Source organism: Mesorhizobium sp. B2-3-11 (assembly GCF_006442215.1).
In the GTDB taxonomy this organism is placed as follows: domain Bacteria; phylum Pseudomonadota; class Alphaproteobacteria; order Rhizobiales; family Rhizobiaceae; genus Mesorhizobium; species Mesorhizobium salmacidum.
In genome coordinates this window covers 63,428-90,421 of sequence record NZ_VFVS01000001.1, presented here as the reverse complement: position 1 = coordinate 90,421, position 26,994 = coordinate 63,428, and the positions used below count along the sequence as shown (strand labels likewise).

Here is a 26,994-nt window from a genome sequence, read left to right as displayed (position 1 = left end):
TGTTTCACACCGAAGCACCATCAGGCATCCAAGGATGCCGACTTGGCGGGCGCAGTGGAAAGGTCACGATCGCGAAGCAACGTGCCCTTTTCACCGCACGTCCGGCCAATGGCGAAGCGGGTGAACCCGATATAGACCACCGTCTGCAGTGACCAGGCGATGGCGCGGGCTATAACGATGCCGAGAGCGCCACGATCTTGCAGAAACCACGTTGCGATGATGAATGTCAGCGCCCATCCAGCCGTGATCGAAAGTCCGGTCCACATGTAACCGGAGGACACCGGGACCTGTCCGAGCGGCAGGGCAGCGGCGATGATGGCGGCCGCGAGCACCACGATCATGAAAATCGGCCAGTGCTGGGCGGGATCGAGCTTGAACAGCACAAGGAACCAGTTGCCGAACGTCATCATGACCACGACGAAGCCTATGGCTATGGCTATATTGGTGCCGATGCCCATGCCAAGCACGTTGATCACACGCCGGCGGTCGGCCTCGCCAAAGCCGGTCGACAGCATCGGGATAACCACTTGCACCACGATCTGCGGCACGAACAGCAGCAGCGTCTCCAACTGCATGGCAATGAAGTACAGGCCGACCTGGGCAAGACCGTCGGGATTGTTGACCACCATCGCCGTGCAGATCCAGTTCACCGGCTCGTACAGCAGGCTGGCAAGCAGCGCCGGCACCGCATAGCGTGTAACCAGCCGCCACTGCGAAAATGCCTCCCGGAACGCAATCTCAATACCGCGCCGGCGAAGCGCTGCCACTACGGCCGGATAGGCGATGAGGCATCCACCCAGATAAGCGCAGCCCAAGGCGATAAAGCTGCCCGAGAGGCCGTAAAAGTAAAGCCCGACAGGCACCAGCGTGATCATCAATCCACCAAAGATCACGTTGAGGCGAGCGATGGTCCTGAAGGCCTGGATACCGCTCAGGATGGCCGTCTGGACCGTGTTCATCGCGTTGACCACAATCACAGGCGCGATGATCTGGAGATAGAAAGCGAGTTCCGGTTGCTTCAGCAGCCGACCGGCGATCTCATGCGCGAACAGGAAGATCATCAGGCCGATCAATGCCGCGGCGCCACCGGTGAGGAGGAATGCCATGCCGGCCAGGCGGCCCGCCGTGGCGGGGTCGTTTATCGAGTAGGCGGCGATATTGCGCGTCGCCATCAGGCTCACACCGGCGGATGCCAGCAGGCTGCTCGACATCAGTGTGCCGTAGGTCACTCCGAATTTGCCGACGAATTCAATGCCGAACCAGTGTGAAATCAAAATGGTGGTGATCATCGGCGTCAGCCGAACGATCACCGTTCCAAAGGTCGACCAGAGCAGCCCGGCGCTGAATACCCGAATGTCTGCGGATCGACCGATCAATGTTCTGAGCGACGCAATCAATTCTCGTCCTGTCGATTGGATAATTCTCGCCGACTGCTAACAGGAATGTATGAGCTAAGCGATTACCGCCGAGGCGACCGGTTCGAAAGGTTAACGAACTCTCTGCGCTTGCCTTTCCGCCGCCCGAGAAAACGCGATCCATGGGGTATGAAGAACATCTGTCTGAGGTATTGTAGAGGATTGCTAGACCATTCCTTAAGTCGTGCGGGATAAAGTAGTTTGGAACCTGGCATGCATACCCAACAGTTTTCTCAACGCAGATTGCCAGCAGCCGGCGCCAAGGGTCGCGAGAATGAACTCACGGTTGAACACGGCAGCCGATGGAGAGGCACAGGCTGTCTGGTCCGACAGACCTTGTGGTCGTTTCGAGGTCGCGGCTTTTACCAACCCTTCGGATATCGAGCGCGAATGGCGCCAACTCGAGTCGACCGGCGTGGCAACGATCTTTCAGCGCTATGATTGGGTCGATGCCTACGCCCGGCATGTGCTGCCAAAGGAGAAAGCCACGCCAGCCATAGTATTGGGGCGGCTCGACGGCAATCCGGCCTTCATCCTCCCGCTGGCGACCTCGACGTTCGGACCCGTTCGCGTCGCGACCTGGATCGGCGGAAACCACTCCAGCTACAATTTCGGCCTGTGGAGCCACGAAGCCGCGGCGGTCATGGCCAGCATGAGGCGCACCCAGATTGAAGCCATGTTGCGCGCCGCGCTCGATGGAGTGGACTATGCGGTGCTCAGGAGAATGCCCAGGATCCATGACGACATGGCTCAGCCGCTCGCCGCGCTGTCGCGCAGCCCATCGCATACGGAAGGCTACTCCTTCGCTCTTGCCGGGGGATTTGCGGCTGTGCTGCAGAAAAGAAACGGCGGTTCGCGCCAACGCAAAATCCAATCGAAAGAGCGTAAAATGCGAGAGGCAGGCGTGCTGGAATATGGCACGGTTCGGTCTCTCGAGCGCGGCAATGCCGCTCTCGACTTCTTTTTCGAGCAGAAAGCCTTGCGCCTTGCCGAACAAGGCCAGCTCAACAGCTTTGGTGCTCCAGGGGTGACGGATTTCTTCCGCGACCTTCTCGATCGCTCCCGGCACATGAGCGAGCCGTTGCTGGAAATGGCGGAGCTTCGGGTGGGCGGCAAGATCTGCGCCGTCATCGGTTCGGCGATACATCGCAAGCGGGTCAACGTATATTTCATGACCTTCGCCAGGGATGAATTGGCGCCACAAAGTCCGGGCCAAGTGCTGACTTTCAGGCAAATCGCGGAGTGCTGCGAACGCGGCATGGCCGCCTATGACCTGGGCGTCGGCTTCGAAGACTTCAAGACCCATTGGTGTGACGTCATCCATGAACTGGATGATGCCTATGTGCCGCTCACATCACGCGGCAATGCCGCTATCGCGGCGATCCAGCTTGGTCGGGCAGCGACGGATCAACTGCGTCGAAACCCATTTCTGTGGCAGCGCCTTAAATGGTTGAGGACATATTTGGCGCGCCATGCATTCGCAGGGAACAGATGACAGTCTTGGCCTCGAAACAATCCATCGCGACCGCTGACGTGACATCGCCACAGCAAAGTCCGCTGGCTGGAGTCCGCGTCCTGTTCGTGGCGCCAGACGACTACCCGGCATTCCGTGTCGATCTGGTGGAACTGTTTTCAAACCATCTGGTTGGCCGTGGGCTGAAGATTGACTGGAGCCTGCGGCCTTACGCGGATGGTCCCAAACGTGTCGACGTGCGCGGCGCCCAGCGGTTCTATATCGCTCGTCGCCAGATGACGGAGAAATTCGGTTCGCTCCGTTATATGATGGCGGAAACCCGGCTTCGCCTGAAGCTGGCCTGGCGGGCAATGCGTGGCGAATATAACCTGATACAGATACGCGATCAGCCGCTGTGGGGCATCGTGTACGGCATCGCGGCCAGGATCTCCGGTACGCCCTTCGTGTTCTGGATGAGCTATCCCGTGCTGGAAGCGCGCATGCGTATCGCGCTTCACAATCTCGTGCCCATGAGCCTGCCGGCCCGATTTGTTCGACTTGCCTATGCTGTTATCGGCAGCGCCCTCTTCTACCGGATCGTGCTGCCGCTGTCGGACCATGTCATTGTCCAATCGAAAAGGATGCTTGAGCGCGTTGCCGAACGAGGCATACCGACGAAGAAGATGACGCCGGTACCGATGGGGGTCACGGTTGAGCGCTATAATCCCGCGTCGATCCCTGCCACTGACGACCCGCGGCTCATCGGCAAAAAGAGCATGGCTTATATGTGCGCCGATGTTCTGAACCTGACCACCCGCCTGACATTCGAGGCATTGGCCCTGCTGGTAGCCAACGGTTACGACACAGTGCTGGTGATCATTGGGGCCGTTGCGGCGCACGAGCGTGAACAACTTGCCTCTCAACTCGACAGGCTCGGCCTGTCCGAGAGGGTGATCTTTACCGGACGTCTTCCCCTGGTCGAGGCGCTGGGCTGGGTAAAGCGTGTCGACGTCTGCCTGTCACCGTTCGAGATGGATGCGGCCCAGCAGGTAGCCACGCCCACAAAGCTGGTTGAATATATGGCCATGGGACGGCCGATCGTTGCCACCGTCCACTACGATCAGAGCGAGGTGGTCAACCGCAGCGGCGCCGGTATCGTCACGGCATTTTCGGGCGAAGCAATCGCGGAAGGTGTCGCGCGATTGTTCGACGACCCGGACAAGGCCCGGACGATGGCCGCCAAAGGGCCCGTGTGGGTCAAGGCCAACCGTGACTACGCCCGTCTGGCAGACGAAGTTGAGCGCGTCTATACCAGCCTGCTTGCCCGACAGTGGTCGCGGGAGTTGAGGCTCTAACTCTTGTTTTTACATAATCTTGGACGGAATAGTGCTGGCAAGCATCGCTGCGGCGGTCTCAAGGCGGGGATTGCTTTCAGCATGTCGTGGCGGATAGGATTCGGTCGACCTGCCGTAAGCTTCTGATTTTATGCATGTCGTTATCCCGGAACCGAGGACACTTCCGGGCGACATGCATTAGCCTGGCATCCCCAATGCCTCGACGATCGAAGGATCGATCCGGTTGTCGTCGGCCCGCTGAATACCAAATTCCCGGCCGTTGATTTCCCAGAGCGCCCAGCCAAATCCCTGCGTCTGCGCAATGCCTGTCACATCCGAAAGCCAGGCCCGGCGATAGGTCGGCTCGGCTCCCGTGAAAATCCGATCGCGCCGCGTCACCCCGCACTCGCCCATCACTATGCGACTCCTCGCGATGCCGTTACGATCTGCCCAGTTCGCCACACGCACGAAGTCTTTCTCGATGCGGGCGCGGTTCCAGCCGTCGGCCAAGAAACCATCGAGAATCCGACGCGCATCGGCCATGGCAGCCATCTTTGCAGCCTGGTCAAGCGCCGTGTTGGCGGCAATGCGAGCTTCTATTTTCGCCGATATCTCGTCGGGCGAGACAGCGTCGTAAGGATAAGGAAGATCGACGACGTAGGGCGAAGAGGGTGCGTCCGGCGTCCCAAAATCGATGCCCTGATGGGTGAAGCTGAGCGGCATGTAGTAGTGGTAGGAAAACAGCGTATTGCTATCGATGAATGGTGATGGATCCAGATCCGTAAGTCCACTGATGCCGCCATAGTCCGCGCCGGTCAGCAGGATCGGCAGATCGACCGCCGCCCGCCGCGCCGCATCGTGCAGAACCAGCTGCGCCGCGCCCCAGACTTGGACCTGGGTTCGATGACTCGCCTCCCCGATCACCGGCTCATTCATGAGTTCCAGCGCGACCCGCTCCGACCGCAGTTCACCCAGCAGAGCCGCCAGCCGGCTAATCATCGCGGTGTATTGAGCAAAAAGCGGCGCCTCCAGATCCGCCAGGATTGACTGACCCGAATAGGCCGGCACCTGCTCGACCGGATGGCAATCCACGATCACCGAAAGCCCGAGCTCCTGGAAGAGTTGCAAATTGTCCATGAGCTTCCGCTCCAGCGCGTCCCTGTCGCTGCCCTGCAACTGGATGAACGGGCCAACGTCCAAGGTGAGTCGGATAAAGTCGAATCCGACCTGCGCAAAATCGCGCACCAATTCGGCTGGGAAGACGTTTCGGGCCGTTTCGAACGGGCGCGCCAGATAGTGTTGTGGATCGCCGTCGCGCAACGCTCCCCAATTCATCATTGTATGGATCGAACCGCCGTGTTGAAAACGGGAATTCGTTTTTGGCGCCGCGGCAGCACGCACCGACAGGGCCGTCAGCGCGGCAATCGAAGCTGAAAGAAGCTGGCGTCGTGAGAATTCCATATGGCGGCGCTCCTGCGAGGCCCTGCAAGCCCGCGCCTATAAAGATACGGTACCCGGCCGGTGCGCGCGAGAACAACGCGACAAAGATGCCGATTAAGGTTAGCGGAGCCGTCTGCCCGATAGCCTGCCGATGTTAATCTCAAGGCAATGGCAGTCCGTTAGAATCTGCTCCATGTTGAGACGTTTGACCTGGTATGCACGACGGCTTGCCGTGATGGAACATGGCGAGGTCCGTCATCGGTTTCGTGAGCAGTTGGAGCGCAGGCGCGCGCGGCGCGAGCGCCACAACTGGTCCGACTTTGCAACGGCCGGTGCGCGACCCAGCGTGTTGCCGCTGTTTGCGCCCCTGTTCGAAGCGGACTTGCCGCTGCCCGTCGCACAGCAACTGCAAACCGCCGCTGCCGCGTTTCGCGCCGGCCGGCTGAGACTGCTCAATCGCGACTGGCCTGTATCGATGCTGGACAGTAGCGGCCGTGTCGATCCGGTGATCTGGCGACTGGACCCGGTGAGCGGCGCAAGCTGGCCTGGCGCCGAGCGATCGACCTTCGACATCAATTTCCGCTTCGGCGGGGAGCATGGAGACGTCAAGTATGTGGCCGAGGCAAGCCGGCTGCATTTTCTGGCGGCGCCGGCAATCCATGCCCGCCGGGAAAACGACGCAAGCCTTGCCCACGCCATACTCGGCTCCGTCTTCTCGTGGATGGAAGCGAATGTTCCCGGCCGCGGCATCAATTGGTATTCAGGCATCGAGGCCGGTTTTAGGCTGATCTCGCTGTCCATCATCATAGCGTCGCTCGATCCATGGATCGACCGGGCTGCCGGCGAGCGGCTGGCATCCTTTGTCTGCGCCCACGGCCTGTGGCTCGCCAGGTTTCCCTCACTCCATTCCTCGGCCAACAATCACCTCGTCGCCGAGGCGGTGGGCCTTGTGCTTGCCGCACGCATGCTGCCGGACCACTCGGACGCCTCACGCTGGTCGACACACGGTCGGACACATCTTGAAGACAGGGCGCTGGCCCTGTTCCATAAGGACGGCGTGGGCAAGGAGCAGTCGCCGGCCTACAGCGCTTTCACGCTCGAAATGCTGCTCATCGGCTTCAGCGTCTTGGGCGGCGCCACAGAAACCGCACGTAAGCGCATGGCTGAAGCCGCCCGCGCCTTGAACTTCTTTCTCGATGATGCCGGCCATACGCCGTTGATCGGCGATGACGACCAGAGCCGGGTCCTGTTGGCATTCGGCAGCGATGAGCCGCGTTATGTCACGTCCATCGTCGGCGCGATTGCCGGTTTTCTGGATCAGCCCGAACTCGGACCGGCTATACGCGATCCGCATTGGCGCGATGCTGTATTCGCCACCCCATCGTTGACGCCGCCGCCCGCCGACGGCGCGATTACCCTTGAAGAGGGCGGCTATACCATCCGGCGCGGTGCCATAAAGGGCCGCCGTGTCCATTTTGTCTTCGATCACGGACCGCTTGGATTTGGCGCCTTGGCCGCACATGGCCACGCCGACGCGCTCGCGGTATGGCTCTCACTGGATGGCCTGCCGCTGCTGGTCGATGCGGGCACGCATCTTTATCATTCGGAAGGCGAAAGTCGCCGGCGCTTCCGGGTCAGCGCCGTACACAATACCCTTACCATGGACGGCGTCAGCCAAAGCGAGCCGTCAGGTGCTTTCAACTGGATGCCACGGCGTGCCCGAGCAAGATTGGACGCTAGGTCGCAAGCGTCCCGGCTGAAAGTATCCGCCTCGCATGATGGTTACATGAGGCGCTTCGGCGTCATCCACCATCGGGATATAGAAGAAACCGCCGAGGGTTTTCTGATCACGGACCGGCTGGTTGGCACGAAGCCGTCGGGGACGGTCGAGATCGCTTTCCTGATTTCGCCGGAACTCGGCGTGTCGGTCGAGGGCAATTGTGTGGTGGCACGCCGCAACGGCCGGTCGGAACTCAGCATAGTAGCGCCCGAAAGCGCCGAGATCGAGATTGTACGCGGCGACCAGGCATCCGGACGCGGCCTGCAGTCGGCTGGATTCGGGCTCCTCGATGAGGCGGCAACCGTTGTTTTCAAGGCGCCTGGCCACCGGATGCGGTGGCAAAGCAGATTACTGATCGGTTTGCTAACCTGACCTTTACTTGTATTTTTTATGTTCTTCGAAAACAAGCGTGAAGGTGGCTCGATCCGCCTTTCGAAAGAAAGAACAGGACGGGCGAGCCATGAAAGTTTCCATCTTCGGATTGGGATATGTCGGTACTGTTTGTGCCGCGTGCCTGGCCGAGCGCGGGCATGACGTCATCGGCTGCGACGTCAGCGAGGCCAAGGTCGATCTCATAAACAGTGGCCGAAGCCCTATCATCGAGAAAGACGTCGGCGAACTTGTCGCTGCCAATGTCGCGTCGGGTCGTCTAAAGGCCTCATCCTCGACCGAGGAAGCCGTGATGAACAGCGACTTGTCGTTGCTTTGCGTCGGCACGCCCTCACGCCCCAACGGCTCACTGGATCTGTCGGCGGTTCAGGCGGTATCGCGCCAAATCGGATCGTCTCTTTCCAGAAAGGCCGACTATCACTCGGTTGTCGTTCGCTCGACCGTGCTGCCGGGGACGTTGTCCGACATCGTCATTCCGGCGCTCCAGGCAACTGCATCAAGGAAACTGGGCGAAACGTTCGGCGTGGCCTCAAACCCCGAATTCATGCGCGAGGGATCGGCGGTCGCCGATTTCAATAATCCAGCCAAGACCGTGATCGGCGTTGACGATGAGATAACCCGGGATCGGCTGTTGGAGCTCTACGCAGGCCTGCCTGGCCGCGTTGTCGTCACAGAGCCCCGGCTGGCTGAACTGGTCAAATACACAGACAACACCTGGCATGCGCTTAAGGTCGCCTTCGGCAACGAAATCGGCAATATCTGCAAGGCGGCGGGCGTTGACAGCCATGAGCTGATGGAGGTGTTCTTCGCCGACACCAAGCTGAATATCTCGAATGCCTATCTTCTGCCCGGCTTTGCGTTCGGCGGCTCCTGCTTGCCAAAGGACGTACGTGCGATCAACGCCTACGCGATCCAGAACGATGTGGAAGCACCGCTGCTTAAATCCCTGCTGCCGTCGAACAAGCAGCAGGTCGAGCGCGCACTGGACCGCTTGCTGAGCTATGGCAAGCGCAAAATCGGCTTCCTCGGCTTCTCCTTCAAGGCAGGCACGGACGATTTGCGCGAAAGCCCGTATCTGGAACTTATCGAGCGGCTTGTCGGGAAGGGCTGCGACATCCGCATTTTTGACCCGAACGTGTCGTTGGCAAAGCTGATGGGCGCCAACAAAACATACCTAATGAACGCGATCCCGCACGTTACGCAGCTGATGGTCCCCTCGCTCGACGAGATGGTGATGCATTCGGACGTTGTCGTGGCCACCAGTCGTTCGCCCGAATATGAAACTGTGGTTGACAAGATGAATGCAGACCAGACGCTTCTCGACATGGCCAGGCTGCCGAACACGAACCGGTTTGCGGGGACCTATGACGGCATCAACTGGTAAGCGCATCCTCATCATCGTCGAAAACCTGCCTGTCCCCTTCGACCGCCGCGTCTGGTCAGAGGCAACCACGCTGGTGAAAGCCGGCTATCAAGTGTCGGTGATCTGCCCGAAAGGCAAGGGCGCGACCGCGCCCTACGAGGCGATCGACGGCGTCCATATCTATCGCCATTCGCTGCCGCTCGACGCCGAGGGCTTCCTTGGCTATGTGCTGGAGTACAGCACCGCGTTGTTTTGGGAATTCCTGCTGTCACTCAAAGTGGCGCGGCAGCGCGGTTTCGACGCGATCCATGCCTGCAACCCACCAGATACGATTTTTCTCATCGGCGGGTTCTACAAGTTGTTCGGCAAGAAGTTCCTGTTCGACCATCACGACATCAATCCAGAGCTCTACGAGGCCAAGTTCGGCAAGCGCGGCATCGGCTGGAAATTCATGGTCTGGCTGGAGCGGCTTTCGTTCCGAACCGCCAATGTCTCGATCGCCACCAATGAAAGCTACCGCGACATCGCCATCAGACGGGGGGGCATGCTCCCCGAGAAGGTGCATATCGTGCGTTCTGGCCCGAATCTGGACCGGGTCAGAGAGGTTGCGCCCGATCCGAAATGGCGCAATGGTCGCCGCTTCGTCGTCGGTTATGTCGGCGTCATCGGCAAGCAGGAAGGACTCGACCTTCTGCTCGACTCGGTCGACCACCTGGTGAATGCCAAAGGCCGCCAGGATATTCAGTTCGTGATCTGCGGCGGCGGTCCCGAGCTTGATGCCATCAAGGCGGATACAATCGCGCGCGGGCTCGACGAGTACGTCACCTATACCGGTCGTTGCCCGGACGAGATTCTGTTTTCCGCGCTCTCGACCGCCGATGTCTGTGTCAATCCCGACCGGCCCACGGCGATGAACGACAAATCGACCATGAACAAGATCATGGAATATATGGCGCTTGGCAAACCGATCGTGCAATACGATCTGCGGGAAGGCCGCTTTTCGGCGCAAGGCGCCTCGCTCTACGCAACCTGTACGGAGCCGACCGACTTCGGCGACAAAATCGCCGAACTCCTCGACGACAACGAGCGCCGCGCGACCATGGGCGCGTTAGGCCGTGAGCGGGTACGCAAGGAACTCGCCTGGAGCCACGAGGGTCCGAAGTTGCTGGCCGCCTATGACGCCTTGTTCGGCACGCCTTCCAGGAGCCAAATCCAGAAGCCAAGTTCGGGGTCCGACCCGGCCATGTGCAGCGGTCAGGGCTAGCCGCGATGTGCGGAATTTTTGGGTTCCACGCCCGATCACGCTTGCCTCTCGCCCAAACGCTGGATGGGGCCACGGATCGGCTGGCCCATCGCGGTCCGGACGGGCGCGGAACATTGATCATGCGGAGCCCGGATGGCGAGTGGCAGGCCGGACTCGGTCATCGTCGGCTGTCGATCCTTGATATCGAAGGCAGCCCGCAGCCGATGCATTCGCATGACGGCCGATATGTCATCGTCTACAATGGCGAGGTCTACAATTATATCGAATTGCGCGCCGAACTCATGGAACGCGGACATCGCTTTGCCACGCAAGGCGACACCGAAGTCGTGATCGAGGCCTGGCGCGCCTGGGGCGACGACTGCCTGCCGCGCCTCAACGGCATGTTTGCCTTTCTGCTTTGGGACAGCGAAACCGGCCGCCTCTATGCCGCGCGCGATCCTTTCGGCAAGAAACCGCTCTTCCTGGCTTCCGGGGACGGCTTCCACGCCTTCGCCTCCGAAATCGATTCGCTGCGCCATTTTCCAGGTGTCGACGACCGTCTGGATCAGGATTCGCTGCGCGAATTTCTCAGCTATCGCTATGTCCCTGGACCGGCCACGTTCTTTCGCGGCATCTCCAAGGTTCCGCCAGGAACCTTCATGGTGGTCGATGGCGCCAACATCCGTGCGGAGCGCTATTTCACGACGCCTTTTTCGCGCACGTCGCCCACCGTCGAAAGCTTCGACGAGGCGGTGAGGCTTTTTGGCGAGAAGCTTGATGAGGCGGTACGGCTCAGATTGCGCTCGGATGCGCCGTTTGGCGCATATCTTTCCGGCGGGCTCGATTCCTCGATGATCGTTGCGCTGATGAGCCGTCACATGGGCAAGCCCGTGGCGACCTATTCAGTAGGGTTCGATGTGCCCGGCTCCTCCGAATTACCCTATGCCAGGCAAGTCGCCGACACCTTCGGCAGCTACCACAGTGAGCTCGTCGTGAACATGGATGCGTTCACGTCGGTGTGGGAGGAGGCGGTGCTGCGGCGGGGCGCGCCGGTATCCGAGCCGTCGGACCTGCCGGTTCTCCTTTTGTCACGGCTGGCGAGCCGCACCGTCAAGATGGTGCTTACCGGCGAAGGCGCCGACGAGCTCTTGGGAGGCTATCCCAAGCATCGCGCCGAGCCGTGGGTTTCCATGTACCAGAGTCTGGTGCCGGGCGGCTTGCACGAAGCCCTTGTGGGTCCTGGCGCACGCGCCCTGCCCTATGCGGCGCGGCGACTGAAGATCTTGGCCGGCGTCGCCGGCATTCGCGATGCACAGGCCCGTATGGTGGCCTGGTTCGGCGGAGCAGACGGCGGACAAGCCGAGGCGCTCTATTCCGGTCCGCCCCAATCGCGCGATCTCGATCCGCTGCCGTTCACGACCGATGGCGAAATCAGCCCGCTCAAACGCATGCTGCATTTCGATCAGACGTCATGGCTGCCGGACAATCTTCTCGAGCGCGGCGATCGCATGATGATGGCGGGGTCAATCGAAGGACGCATGCCATTCATGGATGTCGGCCTGGCCGAACTCGTCGCCCAATTTCCCGATGCTTTCCTGACCGGCGCGCCAAAGGGCAAGCGCGTGCTGCGATCGCTTGCAGCGCAATTGCTTCCCCGCCAGATCCTGGAGCGCAAGAAGGTCGGCTTCCGGGTACCTGTCGAGCAATGGTTCCGTACCGGCATGTCGGATCAGCTTCGAGATCTGCTGCAGAGTGACAGCGCCACAGTGCGCAATGTCTGCAATGCGCGCGAGATAGATCGACTGATGAGCGAGCACCTGGGTGGCGCTCACAATCACGAGAAGATACTGTGGGCGCTTGCCAATCTGGAGCAGTTCTTCCGGGTGTTCCGGCCGACGCTCGATGCTGAACAGCCGCAAGCCGCTCAGCGACGGGTCGCCAGCGCCTTCCGATAGGCTCCCTGAAGACCTTCGATCATGGTTTCGAGGCGGAAACGCGCGTTATAGATATCGCGCGACGCGGTTCGAAACGCTTCGCGGCGCGCGCCGTTTTCAATCAATTGCGCAAGGGCATGCGCAAGCTCTTCCGCATCGTCCGGCTTCACGCTTAGACCGTTCCGACCTTCCCTCAATACGTCGGGCACCGAGCCAACCGATGTCGCGACCAGGGCTGCGCCCGCACACGCACCCTCCAGCAGGCAAACCGGCAGGACCTCATTGCGTGACGGCAGGACGACGATGTCGGCCTGCCGATAGAGCGGCAGGATCGTCTCGAGCGCCAGCCAGCCGGTGAATTCTACCTGGCCGAAAAGCCCTGAACTTATGGCGCGGTCGCGGAAGGCGGCGACATCGCCGGCACCCGCGAAGGTCGCGCGCCATCGCGGCAGATCCTTCGGCAGCAGCGCAAGTGCCTGAAGCAATACCCCGGCGCCTTTGGCCTCGGTGAGGTTGCCGGCAAACAACAGTCGAACGGGCGCATTCTCCTCGCGCGGTTGCGGTGCATCAAAAGCGAAGTCGGCGACGCCATTGGACACGACATCGAAGCGATCCGGCGGCATGTGATAAAAGTGAGCGACGAAGTCTCGCCAGTAATCGCCAAGCACGATGATGGCGTCGGCTCGCTCAAAGACAAGGCGCAAGACACGGACCCAGCCGCGTTGCGCATCTCCGGGCTTGGGAAAGGCCGAGCCATGAAAATGGACGACCGTGGCCGCGCCGGCCAATCGCGCCATGGACTGCATGACCCATTTCCTCCACGACGATGCATTCGTCGCGGTGTTGAGGTGGACGATGTCATATCGGCGGGTTGCCAGCAGCCAGCCATAGCGGATCAATGCGAACGGGAAATGTGCCAGCCAACCGACACTGGACGCGTCGCCACGCGAGGCCAGGAAATCCATCTCGATCGCACTGCCAGCTGTCGAACGAAGCTGTTCATCAACGTGAGAAAACAGCGTCTCGATCCCGCCGCGGCCTTTCAGGCCCCGTGGAACGACACAGAGGACCCGTATTCGATCCAAAAGGTCACACAACCCTTCGAAGCGCCGACCTGGGCGCGGGTGCACGACAGTCGATGACTTCAAGATGATCGCTGCTGTTGAGAGTATGGATCATCGGATAAGGTCTCTTTGCCGACGCAAGAATGGGCACTGGTAAGGTCAAACGCACCTTCGTCTCGTCCAACTCGACAAGATCGGCAAGTCCGAGCCCGCCGCCATAATTGTCCGTGCCGTTCTGCAATGGCAATATGATGCGATCGCCCATCCGCACAAAACAGCCTCCGGGCCGGGCTGCGGCGCGATCGATTCTCACCGGATTGCTCCGGTGCGGGAACCATGGTCCCTCCAGGGCCTGCGCATAATAGACCACGAGGGTGTCCGAGGCGCTGCCGTAGCCGTCGCGTTCGGTCGCGAACAGCCAAAGCTTGCCGCCATGCTCCAGCAAGGTCGCATCGAAAAGTTCGCGATCCGGAATCAGGACCGAATGCCGAACCCACCGGTCCGGGAACGACTCAGCCCGGTATAGAACCAGATCTCCACCCGAACCGCCCTCGGGAAGCATCCAGATCTGGCCGCCATGACTGAACACTTGCGGATAGGACAGATGATAGGGTTCCTCGATCACCACACGCGGCACGGTTGGAGTGCCGTCCCGGAAGACCTCGGTCACGGAAATCACCGCTTTGGTACTGGCATGGCAAAAGTCTTCAATGAATATGAAATATCGCCCCTGCCATTCGAACGGAAACGGATCAGCATAGAAACGATCGCCATCATCGGGCAGATCGATCCAGGGTTCTCCGGCCAGGAGACCCGTGGCCGCGACGGTCTGGCCATTGTGAAACCGGTAGCTCACCCGCCAACGATTGAGGCGGAACCCCAAGCGCTTGGCCGCCCCTGCTGTTTGCCGGGGTATGGTTGAAAGAAGGTAGGTACCGATCAGCTGTCCATTGGTTGGACACTGATGCGCGCGCCCTGTCGGTTCGGATCGGGCCTTGTGGCCCTTGAGGAAATGATCCGTCGTATCCACCAGCAGTGTGCACATGCGCGCCAGAATGTCATTGAGCCCGCGAAGGATCGAAAGCCGGCTGTCGACCATGGGGGCCGCGCGCGCGATGCGTTCACCATCCAGAATGATTTCGATATCGGGAAGGCCGCCGGCCATCAACACCCGGGCTGCTTCGGCAATTGACGCGGAGCCCGCGAAGCCCGGGCGAAGGCCGGGAGAGGCAATAGGCAGCATGACGCCGGTCAGATCGATACGCAGTTCAGCGTCAGGCCGGGACCGAGACAGTTCCACGCCCTCGACAGGTTCAAGAAGGTCATGGCCCCGAATCTGCACTGCCTTGCGCTCAAGGCGCAGAATATAGCCAAGCGGCCATTGTACCCCGGGCGCCGCAACGCCGACCAGCGCAACGTCATGACCTTTCTCGGCCAGCCGCTTGGCGACAAGCATGTGCACCGAACACACGTTGTCATCAGGAACAAGTATATCAATTCTGCTCATCGGGGATTCCGTCAGCGAAGGTCGAGAGACTATGAGAACCAGTTGCTAAGTTCGGCTTAATACCGCGGACTCTGTAAGGTGTGTTCGGCGGTGTGCGTTCTGCCTATCACCGAGACGTGCGACAGCATGGCTTTCTCACTCGATGCCAGGTGGCAATGGGTCGAGCCATTCCGACGGTCTCACCGGCAGGCTTGCGCATGGGGAGTCTCCCGAGCAATGCTGCGGCAGTGGAGGAATCATGCGGAAAGTCCTGATAGCGGTACTGCTGACCGCGGCCGCACTTTATGCAAATTGTGCCCTGGCATTGGACAGCAGCGGAACCCCCGTCGTCGTGACGCCACTCGCATCACGCACGACCACTGCATCAGGTCAGCCGATCCCGCTGCCGCAGAAGAACGTGCAGGTGCTGGTCTCGACCTATGACATCAGGCCCGGCGCGACCTTGCCGGTCCATCGCCATCCCTTCCCGCGCTACGCCTATGTCGAGGCCGGAACACTGAAGGTCACCAACGTCGAGACCGGCAACAGCAACGTCTACAAGACAGGTGATTTCATCATCGAGATGATCGGCCAATGGCATCAGGCCACCAATATTGGTGACGGGCCGGTCAAGCTCCTGGTGATCGATCAGGTCGAGGAAGGCGCCAAGAACACGGAATTGCGCCAGTAGCCACCAAGACTAAGCCCGCGCCCGAGGGCGGGAAGGCAAAGCCCCGCCCGCCCTCGCCTCGCGGACCATTCGAACCAGGCGCCTAGCCCCAGGCGCCAACCGGCTGCCGGGTCGTTGCGTTCAGCCTATTGAAGGCGTTGATCAGGGCGATCTGGATGACCAGTGCGGCAAGCGCCTTCTCGTCATAATGCCGCGCCACTTCGTCCCAGACATCGTCCGGCACTGCGTCCGGCCGGTCGGCGAGCCTGGTGCCGGCTTCTGCCAGCGCCAATGCCGCGCGCTCGGCGTCGGTGAAATACGGCGTCTCCCGCCAGGCCGCCAGCGCAAAGATGCGCTCGTCCTTTTCTCCGGCCTTCTTCAATTCGCGCGCATGCATGTCGACGCAGACGCTGCAATTATTGATCTGGCTGGCGCGCAGATGAATGAGCTTGCGCGTCACATAGGGCACGTCGGCCGCCTCGGTCGACTTGTCCAGCGCCAGCAGCGCCTGCACCGAACCGGGGATGAGCATCACCGGGTTCTTGATCCTTGCTTGCATGATCCTTCTCCTTTTGAATTGTTTCTCCGGGCGTGTCTTCCCGGCCCGGACGCCTCGCATCCAGGATTCGAACTTGATAAAACTGTTAGCTGCCTGCCGCGTATCAGGCCTGCGTTGCGGTAACCTGTTCGAGCCGTTCGAGAATGCGCGGCCAGCCACTTCCCATGCCGATATAGCCACGCTCGTCGGCCGGCCGGAATCCCGACTGCTCCATTCGCACCCGGGTCGCCACACCCTCGGGCGTCAGTGACCAGGTCACCACGGTTTTCAACCCGCTGTCCGATTCCGTCCCATCGCCCCAACTGTAGGCCAGCAGCCGCGGCGCCTCGACTTTCAGCACCACGCAGTTCGTTACGCCGGACCATCCGGGAATTGGTGTGGCACGCAGTGTGAAGCGATGCCCCTCTTGCGCAGCGAAGTCATTCTGCATGAGCCATTCGCCGACGAGCGCTGGCACGGTCAGTGCCCGCCATATCTTTTCCGCCGAATATGGAACCAGCCTTTCGACGACAATCGATTTGGTTTCCGTCATGCCTTGCTCCTCTCGTTGTTGTCGTCGTGCCACGCACGCGCAATCAATAACCCGTCAGCTATACATTACTCATAACCATGTGGTTATGCGATTGTCAAGTAAGGAATCTGCCATCTGGTCCAAATGGCGGCATAGGGTTCGCGCTTTCGCGTCAGCCGTCCTGGTGCTAGGGCTCTCCACGACATCATGAACTGGATTGCCCCTTGACCATGGAAACTCGCCCGCCGCTGATCGAAATCTGTGTCGAAGGCATCGATGGCCTGCTCGCCGCGCAGGCCGCAGGCGCCGACCGGGTCGAACTCTGCGCCAGTCTGGTCGAGGGCGGCATCACGCCGAGTGTTGGCACTGTGCACGCCGCGCTCGACCAGGCGACCGTCCCGTTCCACGTCATGGTGCGGCCACGCGGCGGTGATTTTCTCTACAGCGAGACTGAATACCGCTCGATGCTGGCCGACGTCACCGCGCTCCGCGAGCTCGGTGTGCCCGGCGTGGTATTCGGCTGCCTGAACGCCGACGGCACCATCGATGAGAAGCGAATGGGCGAACTGACCGAGGCCGCAGGGCCCTTGAACGTCACCTGCCACCGCGCCTTCGACATGACGCGCGATCCGGCCAAGGCACTGGAAGCGCTGATCCGCTGCAAGGTCGGCCGCGTGCTGACCAGCGGTCAGCGCGACACGGCGATCGAGGGCTTGCCGTTGCTGGAAGAGCTGGTGCGTCAGGCCGGCGACCGGATCATCATTCTCGGCTGCGGCGGGCTCGATCTCGGCAACATTGCCGAGGTGCGCGCAAGGACCGGCCTGGCCGAAATGCACTTCGCCGCCCTCAAGGACGTGCCGAGCGCCATGCGCTACCGCAATCCGAAGGTCGGCATGGGCGGCTCCGATCTCGACCGCGAGTATCGCAACACACTGACCGACACACCGCTGGTGGCGGCGACAATCGCGGCGGCCAAGGCATGACCTCTCCCATAGACCGCATAGCGCAGGACGACGAAGCCGCCATACTGGCGCTCAACAACGAGCACGCCGCCGAATTGTCGTGGCTCGAAGCCGAACGGCTGTCCTTCCTGCTCGGCGAGTCCTTCTATGCCCGCCGCATCGGCGATCTCGAAGCCTTCATCATGACCTTCGACCAGGATGCGAATTACGACAGTCCGAACTTCGTCTGGTTCCGCGATCGCTACGAACGCTTCATCTATGTCGACCGCGTCGTCGTGGCGGCGCACGCAAGAGGCCGCGGCCATGCTCGCCGGCTCTATCGGGACATGTTCGACCAGGCGGAGAGCGCCGGCCACACACTGGTCACCTGCGAGGTCAACACCGACCCGCCCAACCCAGCCTCGGATGCCTTCCACGCCGCTCTCGGCTTCGCCGAAGTCGGCGACGCGGTGATCCATGGCGGCAAGAAGGCGGTGCGCTATTATATCAGGCAGATCGCCGCCTGATCCGATGGCGCCCGGCGCTCATTCACCAATTGCGGTTGAGCCATTCGCGCGCTGGGCGCTCGATGAGATAGTAGCTGCAGAGCGCGCAGGCGAAAACCCCGGCCAGCATCGGCCATGGATTGCTGCCCTGCTCGTAGACGAATTTGTAGAAGGGCTGCTGCCACAGATAGAGCGAATACGACCACAGACCCAGTGTCGTCATCGGCAGGGATGACAGCCATCCGGACAAGAACCGCGTGCTGAAATCCAGCGCATTGATAGCAGTCGCCAGCAATGGCACCGCGACCAGGTAGTGGATCGGTGTCGGTACTGAATCCATGAACAGGAAAACCGCGCCAACGGTCGCCGCAACGGCGACATAGGGCCCCTTCAACATGGCCGGCAGCTTGCCGTCGGCCTTGAGCAGGCAGACCGCGGCCGACAGCAGGATCGAGGCGATGTGCACATCGGTGCGCCAGTACGTGGCTTCATAATCCATGTGCAGGAACCAGTAGGAAACCGCGCCATTGGCCATGGCCAGCAAGGCCAGGACCAGCAGCAGCGGGACGACACGGCTGCGGCTGGCAACGATTGCGCTGATCGCTGCCAGGATGATGTAGGCATGCTCTTCGATACAGAGCGACCAGATGTGGTCGAGTGCGCCGGCCCGGTTCAGGAGAATTCCGGCATAGTTGTAGGTGAATGTCAGCGCCGTCAGGGCCGCCTTCCATTTGAAGACGATGAACGTGCCTGAGAGCGCGATCATGGCGACGACGACAAAGACCAGAAGCGCCGGATAGATTCGCGAGAAGCGGCGTTTGAAGAATTTCTTCAGCGGATAGCGTTCGATGAACAGGATTTCGGCCATCAGCCGGCCGCTGAGCACGAAGAAGAATTCGACGCCCAGCACGCCCAGATTGATTCCGGGAACGGGAAAAAAATGCCCAATCAGCACCAGGGCGATCGACAGACCGCGCCAGCCGTCGAGATAGGCAAGCCTTGTCCTGGCCGATCGGTCGACGATCGTTTGGGACGGAACCAAATGGGTCGCGGAAATTTCGGACATGCCGATCCCTTCGCATTGATATGCGAAAGGGCACGGCTGCACGCATTCCGAACCCGGCTCGCATTCTCCGCCCGCCCCATACTGCAGTGCAATATAAGTTTGTGCAAGTGCGAGATTGGCGCCGGTGCATTCCCGGGCAGGCATGGGTCAGAATCGTTTCAACCAAACATGGGAATGCGGCGGCCGGGAACCGGGCAGCTACAGGCGCCAGGAACGAAAAAGGGGCCGTGACAGCCCTTTCCCTGTCCGCAATCGATCGTGTGTCAGGCGTTGGCTGCCGCCACCGCGCGCTTGGCCATGACCGCGATCAGGTTGGCGCGGTAGTCGGCGGAAGCGTGGATGTCGCTCATCAGGTTTTTCGCCGGCACTTTCACGCCATTGAACGAAGTGGCATCGAAGCTCTTGGCAAGTGCCGCCTCGATCTCCTTCGAGCGGAAGACGCCGTCATCGCCGGCGCCGGTGACGGCAACGCGGACGCCATCCTTGCCCTTGGCCACGAACACGCCGACGATCGCGTAGCGCGAGGCCGGGTTGCGGAATTTTTCGTACGCAGCCTTTGCCGGCGCCGTGAAGGAGACCGCCGTGACGATCTCGCCATCCTTCAAGGCCGTCTCGAACAGCCCCTTGAAGAACTTGTCGGCTGATATGTTGCGCTTGTTGGTGATGATGGTGGCGCCCAGCGCCAGAAGTGCGGCCGGATAATCCGCCGCCGGATCGTTGTTGGCGATCGAACCGCCGATCGTGCCCTTGTGGCGTACCGCCGGATCGCCGATCAGCGACGCCAGATGGGCAAGCGCCGGGCAGGCCTTGCGCAGCTTCTCGTCATTGGCGACGTCGAAATGCGTGGCGGCGGCGCCGATCGTGACCGTCTTGCCTGACACCTTGACGCCCTGCAGGTCCTTGATGCGTGACAGGTCGACCACGTCGGAAGGGGCCGCCAGCCGCGTCTTCATGGCGGGGATCAAGGTCATGCCGCCCGACAGCAGCTTGGCGTCGCCGTTTTTCACGAGCTTGGCGGCTTCAGCGACCGAGGCGGCACGGTGATAGTTGACTGCGTACATGGGATCCTCCCCCTAAGTGGTTAGGCAGTAGTGGTAGTCAGTAGTAGGTAGGGACTGGCTGCCGCCGGAGCTGGATACGGTGCCCTTTTTCGCTACTCACTACTCCTTACTCACTCATTCGCGGCGCGGATCGCGGCCCACACGGTCGACGGTGTGGCCGGCATGGCGATATCGGCGATGCCGATGGCGTCGGTGATGGCATTGATCACCGCCGGCGGCGAACCGATGGCGCCGGCCTCGCCGCAGCCCTTGATGCCGAGCGGATTGCTCGGACATGGCGTGTTCGATGTCGAGACCTTGAACGACGGCAGGTCGCCGGCACGCGGCATGGTGTAGTCCATGTAGCTCGCCGTCAGCAGTTGCCCGCTGGCGTCGTAGTGAGCGCCTTCCAGCAGCGCCTGGCCAACGCCCTGGGCGATGCCGCCATGCACCTGCCCTTCGACGATCATCGGATTGATGATGTTGCCGAAATCGTCCGCCGCCACGAACTGGACGATCTCGGTCGTTCCGGTTTCCGGATCGATCTCAACCTCGCAGATGTAGCAGCCCGCCGGGAAGGTGAAGTTCGCCGGATCGTAGAACGCCGTTTCCTTCAGTCCTGGTTCCATGCCGGCCGGCAAATTGTGCGCGGTATAGGCGGCCAAAGCCACCTGGAACCACGGCAGGCTCTTGTCGGTACCGGCGACCTTGACTTCGCCATTCTCGATGACGATGTCGCCCTCGTCGGCTTCGAGCAGGTGCGCGGCGATCTTTTTGGCCTTGGCCTCGACCTTGTCGAGCGCCTTGGCAATCGCCGACATGCCGACCGCGCCCGAGCGCGAGCCGTAAGTGCCCATGCCCATCTGCACCTTGTCGGTGTCGCCGTGGACGATCGACACCGAATCGATCGGCACCCCAAAACGCTGGTTGACCAGTTGCGCGAAGGTCGTTTCGTGCCCCTGGCCATGGCTGTGCGAGCCCGTCAGCACCTCGATAGTACCGACGGCATTGACCCTTACCTCAGCCGATTCCCACAGGCCGACGCCGGCGCCAAGCGAGCCGACCGCAGCCGACGGGGCGATGCCACAAGCCTCGATGTAACAGCTCATGCCGATGCCGCGCAGCTTGCCCTTTTTGGCCGCGTCCGCCTTGCGCCTGGCAAAGCCTGCATAATCGGCGGTCTTCATGGCCGCGTCGAGCGAGGTCGCATAATCGCCGGCGTCATAGTTCATGATCACCGGTGTCTGGTGCGGGAAGGTCGTGATGAAGTTCAGGCGCCGCAGCTCGGGCGGAGACACGCCGAGCTCGCGTGCAGCGGCTTCCATGGTGCGCTCCAGAAGATAGGTGGCTTCTGGCCGCCCTGCCCCGCGATAGGCATCGACAGGTGCCGTGTTGGTGTAGACGGTGCGTACATTGGCGTGAATGGCCGGGATGTCGTACTGCCCTGACAGCAGTGTCGCGTAGAGATAGGTCGGCACACAGGACGAGAACAGCGACATGTAGGCGCCGAGATTGGCGATGGTGTCCACCTTCAGCCCGGTGATCCTGTTGTTCTTGTCGAAAGCCATTTCCACGGTCGAGACGTGGTCGCGGCCATGCGCGTCGGTGAGGAAGCTTTCGGTGCGATCGGCGACCCATTTGACCGGCACGCCGGTCTTCTTCGAGGCCCACAGGCAGACGATCTCTTCCGGGTAGATATAGATCTTGGAGCCGAAGCCGCCGCCGACATCCGGCGCGATCACGCGCAGCTTGTTTTCGGGTGCGACGTTGTAGAAGGCGCTCATCACCAGCCGCGCGACATGCGGGTTCTGCGATGTCGTCCAGCAGGTGTAATGATCCTCGGCCTTGTCGTAATGGCCAAGAGCCGCGCGCGGCTCCATCGCGTTCGGCACCAGCCGGTTATTGACGATCTTCATGCGGGTGACATGCGCCGCCGCCTTGATGGCGGTATCGGTCGCCTTGGCATCGCCGATCTCCCAGTCGAAGATCAGGTTGTTCTCGGCCTCGGCATGGACTTGCGGCGCGCCCTTTTCGAGCGCCTTGGTCGCGTCGACGACGGCCTTCAGTTCCTTGTAGGTGATGTCGACCGCCTCGGCCGCATCGCGTGCCTGGCCCTTGGTTTCGGCCACCACCACCACGACCGCATCGCCGACATAACGGACCTTGTCGACGGCCAGCGGCGACCATGCGCCCATCTTCATGGGCGAACCGTCCTTGGAATGGATCATCCAGCCGCAGATGAGGTTGCCGATACCATCGGCCTTGAGCTCCTTGCCGGTCAGCACGCCAATGACGCCCGGCATGCCTTGAGCCGTTTTCACGTCGATCTTCTTGATCTGCGCATGCGCGTGCGGGCTGCGCACGAAGGCTGCATGCTTCATGCCGGGCACCACCATGTCGTCGACATAGCGGCCGGCGCCGGTGATGAACCTTTTGTCTTCCTTGCGCGCGACCCGAGCGCCAACACCTTCGATGCCCATGCAGAGATTCCTCCCGAAAAGTGAATAGGAAGCAGTGAGCAGTAAGTATAGCCGCCGGTTCAGACCGACTACTGACTACTCACTACTCGCTCTTCTCTCACGCCGCCTGTTTCGCCTTGTCCTTGGACCCCTTCGACATCGTCTTCGATGCGGCGAGGATCGCCTTCACGATGTTGTGGTAGCCGGTGCAGCGGCAGATATTGCCTTCGAGTTCTGCACGAACCGTGGCCTCGTCGAGGCCTTCGGGATGACGGTTGATCATGTCGATTGCGGCCATGATCATGCCTGGCGTGCAGAAGCCGCATTGCAGACCATGATGTTCCTTGAAGGCCGCCTGCACTGGATGCAGGTCGGCGCCGTCGGCGAGGCCTTCGATCGTAACCACGGTCGATCCGGACGCCTGGACCGCGAGCATGGTGCAGGACTTGACCGCCTTGCCGTCGACATGCACGACGCAGGCTCCGCACTGCGAGGTGTCGCAACCGACATGGGTGCCGGTCAAGCCGAGATTCTCCCGCAGGAAATGGACGAGCAGCGTTCGATCCTCGACGGCACCGCCGATCCGCTTGCCGTTCACCATCAACGAAACGTCCGACATAGCCCCTCCCTGGGTGTCAACCTTGGTCATCAGGTTGCCGACGCGCCGCTGGCACTTCGGCCATGCGTTAGTCGTACACCGCACAACGCACAAAAAACAACACGAGGGAAAAGTCGGATTATTGTACTTTCGGCCATGGCCAGGACCAAAGTGCATTTTTCCGGCCCCATTGCCAAAACGCCTCCTGGCGGCAAGAATGCCTTCGTCGCTCGCGCGCCAGAAGCACTTGAAAAGCCGCGCACAAGAAGGCGTCGGAGGAAATGCGGGAGAACGCCGCTGACCAGTTCACTGACGCGCTACGCATGCGGGTTGTCGGCGCTGACCACGGACGAGCCCGACCCGGACGTCTTCGCACGCGCGGTAGCCGCCGAGGCCGCTGCCATCGATGCCGGCTTTGCCCTCGTGTTCTTTTCCCAAAGCCTCGTCGAGGCAAGCACCCTCTCGCAGGCGCTCGCGACGTGCGCGCCGGGGCTCCACCATGCCGGCTGTTCCACCGCCGGCGAGATCACGCCGCAGGGGCTCGAGGAAGGCCATATGCTGGCGATGCTGCTGCCCTCGGCGTCCTTCACGGCGGTCAGCACCATGGTCGACAATTTGTCGACGTCGGGCATGGACAGGATCACCGAAGAGGTCGAGGCCCTGCGGCGCACGCTGCGCGCCCGGCCCGGCGGCGAGCGGACCAGGAACACCTTCGCGCTCTGCTTCATCGACGGGCTGTCCTATGCCGAGGAAGCGGTGAGTTCGGCCATCCACTGGGGTCTTGACGACATACCGCTGCTCGGCGGCTCGGCCGGTGACGATTTGAAATTCGAGACGACGCGTCTGATCTCGAACGGCGCCGTCACTTCGGACAGCGCCATCATCGTGCTGATCGCCACGGAAATTCCGTTCCACGTCTTCAAGACCGACAACTTCGTTCCCACCGACGAAAAGCTGGTGGTGACCGCGTCCGATCCGGATCATCGCATCGTGCGGGAGTTCAACGCCACCAATGCGGCGGAGGAATATGCCGCTTCCGTCGGCATCCTCCCGCAGACCCTGACGCCGCTGAGCTTCGCCTCGCATCCCGTGGTGGTGAAGGTGGGCGGAGAATATTACTGCCGCTCGATCCAGAAGATGCACGCGGATGGCTCGCTGTCGTTCTTCTGCGCCATCGACGACGGTGTCGTGCTGTCGATCGCCCAGCCCAAGGACATGGTGGAAGCGACACGAGCGGCATTGCGCGAGGTCGAGGAAAGGCTGGGCGGTATCGATATGATTCTTGGCTTCGACTGCGTGCTGCGCCGGCTGGATGCGCGCAACCGGCAGGTCTTTCGCGACATTTCGGAGCTCTACAGGGTCAACAATGTCATCGGCTTCGGCACCTATGGCGAGCAATATCGGTCGATGCACCTGAACCAGACTTTCACCGGCATCGCCTTCGGTGACCGGCAATCGGCTGAATAGGCTCAACAAAATGCCGCTCAGGGACATAAACGATCTCGACAGGCTGAAGAAGATCAACGCCGCCCTGGTCAGCCGCGTCGAGCGCTCGATGGACCAGCAAGGCAATGCCTTTTCGTTGTTCCAGACCGCGATCTCGCTGGAAAACCGGGTGCGCACGCGCACCGAGGAACTGCATTCGACCTTGCGCAGGCTGGAACAGTCGAACATCGACCTCAGCGCCGCCAAGGAGAGTGCCGAGCTGGCGAACCTGTCCAAGACAAGGTTCCTCGCCGCCGCCAGCCACGACGTGCTGCAGCCGCTGAACGCCGCCCACCTCTCCGTCTCGGCGCTCGCCGAGGTGCAGACCAGCGAAGAGGGAAAAAAACTGGTTCGGCAGGTCGAGCGCTCGCTGGAGACGATGGAAGACCTGCTGCGCACCTTGCTCGACATTTCCAAGCTTGACGCCGGCGTGGTCCGGCCCGACATCGGAGATGTCAGCCTGGAGGCGTTGTTCTCGTCGCTGCGCTCGGATTTCCAGCCGGTGGCGGAGTTGAAGGCGCTGTCGCTGAAATTCCGGCCGGTCAATGCGGTGGTCCGCTCGGACAGGACCTTGCTGCGCCGCATCCTGCAAAACATCCTGTCCAACGCGCTGGGCTATACCCGTTCGGGTGGCGTGCTCGTCGGCACACGCCATCGCGGCGACACCATCCGCATCGATGTCGCCGACACGGGCTGCGGCATTCCCGAGGACCAGCGCGAAGCGGTGTTCGAGGAGTTCCATCGCGGCACCTCGCCGGCCAACGCCGAACTCGATGGCGGCGGACTTGGGCTCGGGCTCGCCATCGTGCGCCGCATGGCCGGCGCGCTCGGCCACCCCGTGACGTTTTCATCCAAGGTTGGCCGTGGCACCATCTTCCATATCGATGTCCCCGTCGGCCTCGGCGCGCCGGCCGATGCCATCGCCAGCGCCGCCAGCCTGGAACGACCGCGCGGCTACGGCCTGTTCGGTACCAAGGTGCTGCTGGTCGAGAACGATGCCGAGGTGCTGGAGGCCATGACCTTCCTGCTTGAGCGCTGGCAGTGCCTGGTGCGGGCCGCGACCTCGACCGACGATGCGCTGGACCTGCTCGGCGATACCGATTGGGTGCCCGACATCGTCATCGCCGACCAGCATCTCGACGGCGGCGACCTCGGCACCGCCACCATATCGGAAGTCCGCGACTATCTCGGCCGCGCCGTGCCGGCGCTGATCGTCACCGCCGACAGTTCCGAAGCCGTGGCCAAGGCAGCGCGTGCCGGCGGCATCGAACTGATGCGCAAGCCGTTGAAGCCGGCGCAACTGCGCGCGCTGCTGGCGCATTTGCTGGCCTAGAGTCCCCAGCGGAGGACTAATGGCTCAAAAACCGGCCTGATCGCGAAACAGCTCGGCACTGTCCAGCTTCGACACCTCGATCACCGCTTGCGTGCGGCTGTAGACGTTGAGCTTGCGCAGGATCTCGGAGACATGCGCCTTCACCGTGGTCTCGCCGACCTGCAGCTCGTAGGCGATCTGCTTGTTGAGCAGGCCCTGGCGCAGCATCTGCAGCACGCGCAATTGCTGCGGCGTCAGCTTGGAGAGGCGCTGGAGCATGTCGGCGCGATCGGGACTGTCGGCGCCCGGCGGCACGCCCTCATAGGTTTCCGGCACATAGATCGTGCCGTCCATCACCGAACGGATTGCCGCGGCCAGATCGCTCTTGCGCGCTGATTTCGGAATGAAGCCGGCAGCGCCATAGGACAAGGCCTCGGAGATGATCCTCGGCTCCTCATAGCCCGACACTATCACCACCGGCAGGCGCGGATAGCGGGTCCTGAGCTGCAGCAGCCCGTCGAAGCCGTGCACGTCGGGCATGCTGAGGTCGAGGAGCGCCAGGTCGAAAGGCTTTGCATCGGCCAGCAGATCCAGCGCCTCGGTGATCGATCGCGCTTCGACCGTGTCGACCTCGGGATAGGCCATTTGGACGGCGCTGTGCAGCGCCTCGCGAAACAGCGGATGGTCGTCGATGATAAGAAACCGGGCACGATCGGTGGGAGGGGTCATAGGGCTCGTTCCGGTTTACCGGGCACACCATAGTCTCCTGACCATGGCCGGATTATTGGCAAATAGTCTATCGCCTGTTGACGGGATTCATCGCTGCAAAAATGATCGGAAGCCTGAATTCCTCATCCAGCCGCGGCAAAGCCCATGCTTTATGAAAAGCGACGCCTTGCCCGACCCCCGAAATCGGCCGAATGTATCGCCATCATATGCAGAGAT

At 61.4% G+C, this 26,994-nt stretch carries 23 protein-coding genes; 12 read left to right on the top strand and 11 right to left on the bottom strand.

The window, feature by feature from the left end; genetic code table 11:
• Positions 1–20: 20 nt before the first annotated feature.
• A complete protein-coding gene (locus FJ960_RS00430) occupies positions 21–1,289 on the bottom strand; it encodes an oligosaccharide flippase family protein (protein WP_246672567.1) in 1,269 nt (422 codons plus the stop codon).
• Between FJ960_RS00430 and FJ960_RS29370 the strand changes: the two genes are divergently transcribed.
• From FJ960_RS29370 to FJ960_RS00420, 3 genes are all read left to right on the top strand, one after another.
• A complete protein-coding gene (locus FJ960_RS29370; RefSeq protein WP_181166167.1) occupies positions 1,276–1,437 on the top strand; it encodes a hypothetical protein in 162 nt (53 codons plus the stop codon). The genes FJ960_RS00430 and FJ960_RS29370 overlap by 14 nt on opposite strands.
• 162 nt (positions 1,438–1,599) lie before the next feature.
• Positions 1,600–2,910, top strand: a complete 1,311-nt coding sequence (locus tag FJ960_RS00425; RefSeq protein WP_181174118.1) for a GNAT family N-acetyltransferase — start codon at positions 1,600–1,602, stop codon at positions 2,908–2,910.
• Positions 2,907–4,223, top strand: a complete 1,317-nt coding sequence (locus tag FJ960_RS00420) for a glycosyltransferase (RefSeq protein WP_181174117.1) — start codon at positions 2,907–2,909, stop codon at positions 4,221–4,223. Before FJ960_RS00425 ends, FJ960_RS00420 begins: the two co-directional genes overlap by 4 nt.
• 177 nt (positions 4,224–4,400) lie before the next feature.
• Here FJ960_RS00420 and FJ960_RS00415 read toward each other — a convergent pair whose 3' ends face one another.
• Positions 4,401–5,663, bottom strand: a complete 1,263-nt coding sequence (locus FJ960_RS00415; protein ID WP_140711409.1) for a cellulase family glycosylhydrolase — start codon at positions 5,661–5,663, stop codon at positions 4,401–4,403.
• A gap of 172 nt (positions 5,664–5,835) precedes the next feature.
• Between FJ960_RS00415 and FJ960_RS00410 the strand changes: the two genes are divergently transcribed.
• From FJ960_RS00410 to asnB, 4 genes are all read left to right on the top strand, one after another.
• On the top strand, positions 5,836–7,794 hold the full coding sequence (locus tag FJ960_RS00410; protein WP_181174116.1) for a heparinase II/III-family protein: 1,959 nt from the start codon (positions 5,836–5,838) through the stop codon (positions 7,792–7,794).
• A gap of 88 nt (positions 7,795–7,882) precedes the next feature.
• The gene (locus FJ960_RS00405) at positions 7,883–9,196 is read left to right on the top strand and encodes a UDP-glucose/GDP-mannose dehydrogenase family protein (RefSeq protein ID WP_027144026.1); all 1,314 of its coding nucleotides are present in this window, start codon (positions 7,883–7,885) and stop codon (positions 9,194–9,196) included.
• On the top strand, positions 9,177–10,439 hold the full coding sequence (locus FJ960_RS00400) for a glycosyltransferase family 4 protein (protein ID WP_140711407.1): 1,263 nt from the start codon (positions 9,177–9,179) through the stop codon (positions 10,437–10,439). Before FJ960_RS00405 ends, FJ960_RS00400 begins: the two co-directional genes overlap by 20 nt.
• 5 nt (positions 10,440–10,444) lie before the next feature.
• Entirely contained in the window at positions 10,445–12,373 is a 1,929-nt protein-coding gene (gene asnB / locus FJ960_RS00395; protein WP_140711406.1) for an asparagine synthase (glutamine-hydrolyzing), read from the top strand.
• On the opposite strand, the gene FJ960_RS00390 is transcribed toward asnB, so the two are convergent.
• The gene (locus FJ960_RS00390) at positions 12,343–13,482 is read right to left on the bottom strand and encodes a glycosyltransferase family 4 protein (protein WP_140711405.1); all 1,140 of its coding nucleotides are present in this window, start codon (positions 13,480–13,482) and stop codon (positions 12,343–12,345) included. The genes asnB and FJ960_RS00390 overlap by 31 nt on opposite strands.
• Positions 13,442–14,923 (bottom strand): hypothetical protein, encoded by a 1,482-nt coding sequence (locus FJ960_RS00385; protein WP_140711404.1) that lies wholly within the window; start codon positions 14,921–14,923, stop codon positions 13,442–13,444. Before FJ960_RS00385 ends, FJ960_RS00390 begins: the two co-directional genes overlap by 41 nt.
• A 238-nt stretch (positions 14,924–15,161) precedes the next feature.
• On the opposite strand from FJ960_RS00385, the gene FJ960_RS00380 reads away from it, so the two are divergent.
• A complete protein-coding gene (locus FJ960_RS00380; protein WP_140502729.1) occupies positions 15,162–15,593 on the top strand; it encodes a cupin domain-containing protein in 432 nt (143 codons plus the stop codon).
• Between the two features lie 82 nt (positions 15,594–15,675).
• On the opposite strand, the gene FJ960_RS00375 is transcribed toward FJ960_RS00380, so the two are convergent.
• Together FJ960_RS00375 and FJ960_RS00370 are read right to left on the bottom strand one after the other, a co-directional pair.
• Positions 15,676–16,131 (bottom strand): carboxymuconolactone decarboxylase family protein, encoded by a 456-nt coding sequence (locus FJ960_RS00375; RefSeq protein ID WP_140502727.1) that lies wholly within the window; start codon positions 16,129–16,131, stop codon positions 15,676–15,678.
• Between the two features lie 103 nt (positions 16,132–16,234).
• A complete protein-coding gene (locus tag FJ960_RS00370; protein WP_140502726.1) occupies positions 16,235–16,663 on the bottom strand; it encodes an SRPBCC domain-containing protein in 429 nt (142 codons plus the stop codon).
• A 209-nt stretch (positions 16,664–16,872) separates the two neighbouring features.
• Between FJ960_RS00370 and FJ960_RS00365 the strand changes: the two genes are divergently transcribed.
• On the top strand, positions 16,873–17,625 hold the full coding sequence (locus FJ960_RS00365) for a copper homeostasis protein CutC (RefSeq protein ID WP_181174139.1): 753 nt from the start codon (positions 16,873–16,875) through the stop codon (positions 17,623–17,625).
• Positions 17,622–18,110: a GNAT family N-acetyltransferase gene (locus FJ960_RS00360; protein ID WP_140711402.1), complete on the top strand. Its 489-nt coding sequence runs from the start codon at positions 17,622–17,624 to the stop codon at positions 18,108–18,110. Before FJ960_RS00365 ends, FJ960_RS00360 begins: the two co-directional genes overlap by 4 nt.
• Positions 18,111–18,132: 22 nt before the next feature.
• Here the strand turns inward: FJ960_RS00360 and FJ960_RS00355 are convergent, their stop codons facing one another.
• From FJ960_RS00355 to FJ960_RS00340, 4 genes are all read right to left on the bottom strand, one after another.
• Positions 18,133–19,155 (bottom strand): acyltransferase, encoded by a 1,023-nt coding sequence (locus tag FJ960_RS00355; RefSeq protein WP_140711401.1) that lies wholly within the window; start codon positions 19,153–19,155, stop codon positions 18,133–18,135.
• A gap of 263 nt (positions 19,156–19,418) precedes the next feature.
• Positions 19,419–20,216 (bottom strand): xanthine dehydrogenase family protein subunit M, encoded by a 798-nt coding sequence (locus tag FJ960_RS00350; RefSeq protein WP_140711400.1) that lies wholly within the window; start codon positions 20,214–20,216, stop codon positions 19,419–19,421.
• Positions 20,217–20,326: 110 nt separating this feature from the next.
• Positions 20,327–22,675 carry a xanthine dehydrogenase family protein molybdopterin-binding subunit gene (locus FJ960_RS00345; RefSeq protein WP_140711399.1) on the bottom strand — a complete coding sequence of 783 codons (2,349 nt, stop codon included), beginning with the start codon at positions 22,673–22,675 and terminating at the stop codon, positions 20,327–20,329.
• 97 nt (positions 22,676–22,772) lie between these two features.
• Complete coding sequence (locus FJ960_RS00340; protein WP_140502721.1) at positions 22,773–23,273, bottom strand: (2Fe-2S)-binding protein; 501 nt, start codon at positions 23,271–23,273, stop codon at positions 22,773–22,775.
• A gap of 309 nt (positions 23,274–23,582) precedes the next feature.
• On the opposite strand from FJ960_RS00340, the gene FJ960_RS00335 reads away from it, so the two are divergent.
• Together FJ960_RS00335 and FJ960_RS00330 are read left to right on the top strand one after the other, a co-directional pair.
• Positions 23,583–24,719: an FIST signal transduction protein gene (locus FJ960_RS00335; RefSeq protein ID WP_181174115.1), complete on the top strand. Its 1,137-nt coding sequence runs from the start codon at positions 23,583–23,585 to the stop codon at positions 24,717–24,719.
• Positions 24,720–24,729: 10 nt separating this feature from the next.
• Entirely contained in the window at positions 24,730–26,070 is a 1,341-nt protein-coding gene (locus FJ960_RS00330; protein WP_140711398.1) for a hybrid sensor histidine kinase/response regulator, read from the top strand.
• A gap of 24 nt (positions 26,071–26,094) precedes the next feature.
• Here the strand turns inward: FJ960_RS00330 and FJ960_RS00325 are convergent, their stop codons facing one another.
• Positions 26,095–26,778, bottom strand: a complete 684-nt coding sequence (locus tag FJ960_RS00325) for a response regulator transcription factor (protein WP_140502719.1) — start codon at positions 26,776–26,778, stop codon at positions 26,095–26,097.
• Positions 26,779–26,994: the final 216 nt, after the last annotated feature.

Bases quoted from the DNA above. Each gene is read 5' to 3' on its own strand.
- FJ960_RS00350 (WP_140711400.1), bottom strand. From the start codon at position 20,216: ATGTACGCAGTCAACTATCACCGTGCCGCCTCGGTCGCTGAAGCCGCC.
- FJ960_RS00330 (WP_140711398.1), top strand. From the start codon at position 24,730: ATGCCGCTCAGGGACATAAACGATCTCGACAGGCTGAAGAAGATCAAC.
- FJ960_RS00430 (WP_246672567.1), bottom strand. From the start codon at position 1,289: ATGATCACCACCATTTTGATTTCACACTGGTTCGGCATTGAATTCGTC.
- FJ960_RS00325 (WP_140502719.1), bottom strand. From the start codon at position 26,778: ATGACCCCTCCCACCGATCGTGCCCGGTTTCTTATCATCGACGACCAT.
- FJ960_RS00360 (WP_140711402.1), top strand. From the start codon at position 17,622: ATGACCTCTCCCATAGACCGCATAGCGCAGGACGACGAAGCCGCCATA.
- FJ960_RS00410 (WP_181174116.1), top strand. From the start codon at position 5,836: ATGTTGAGACGTTTGACCTGGTATGCACGACGGCTTGCCGTGATGGAA.
- FJ960_RS00345 (WP_140711399.1), bottom strand. From the start codon at position 22,675: ATGGGCATCGAAGGTGTTGGCGCTCGGGTCGCGCGCAAGGAAGACAAA.
- FJ960_RS00365 (WP_181174139.1), top strand. From the start codon at position 16,873: ATGGAAACTCGCCCGCCGCTGATCGAAATCTGTGTCGAAGGCATCGAT.
- FJ960_RS00375 (WP_140502727.1), bottom strand. From the start codon at position 16,131: ATGCAAGCAAGGATCAAGAACCCGGTGATGCTCATCCCCGGTTCGGTG.
- FJ960_RS00420 (WP_181174117.1), top strand. From the start codon at position 2,907: ATGACAGTCTTGGCCTCGAAACAATCCATCGCGACCGCTGACGTGACA.
- FJ960_RS00385 (WP_140711404.1), bottom strand. From the start codon at position 14,923: ATGAGCAGAATTGATATACTTGTTCCTGATGACAACGTGTGTTCGGTG.
- FJ960_RS00380 (WP_140502729.1), top strand. From the start codon at position 15,162: ATGCGGAAAGTCCTGATAGCGGTACTGCTGACCGCGGCCGCACTTTAT.
- FJ960_RS00340 (WP_140502721.1), bottom strand. From the start codon at position 23,273: ATGTCGGACGTTTCGTTGATGGTGAACGGCAAGCGGATCGGCGGTGCC.
- FJ960_RS29370 (WP_181166167.1), top strand. From the start codon at position 1,276: ATGGTGGTGATCATCGGCGTCAGCCGAACGATCACCGTTCCAAAGGTC.
- FJ960_RS00400 (WP_140711407.1), top strand. From the start codon at position 9,177: ATGACGGCATCAACTGGTAAGCGCATCCTCATCATCGTCGAAAACCTG.
- FJ960_RS00370 (WP_140502726.1), bottom strand. From the start codon at position 16,663: ATGACGGAAACCAAATCGATTGTCGTCGAAAGGCTGGTTCCATATTCG.
- FJ960_RS00355 (WP_140711401.1), bottom strand. From the start codon at position 19,155: ATGTCCGAAATTTCCGCGACCCATTTGGTTCCGTCCCAAACGATCGTC.
- asnB (WP_140711406.1), top strand. From the start codon at position 10,445: ATGTGCGGAATTTTTGGGTTCCACGCCCGATCACGCTTGCCTCTCGCC.
- FJ960_RS00415 (WP_140711409.1), bottom strand. From the start codon at position 5,663: ATGGAATTCTCACGACGCCAGCTTCTTTCAGCTTCGATTGCCGCGCTG.
- FJ960_RS00405 (WP_027144026.1), top strand. From the start codon at position 7,883: ATGAAAGTTTCCATCTTCGGATTGGGATATGTCGGTACTGTTTGTGCC.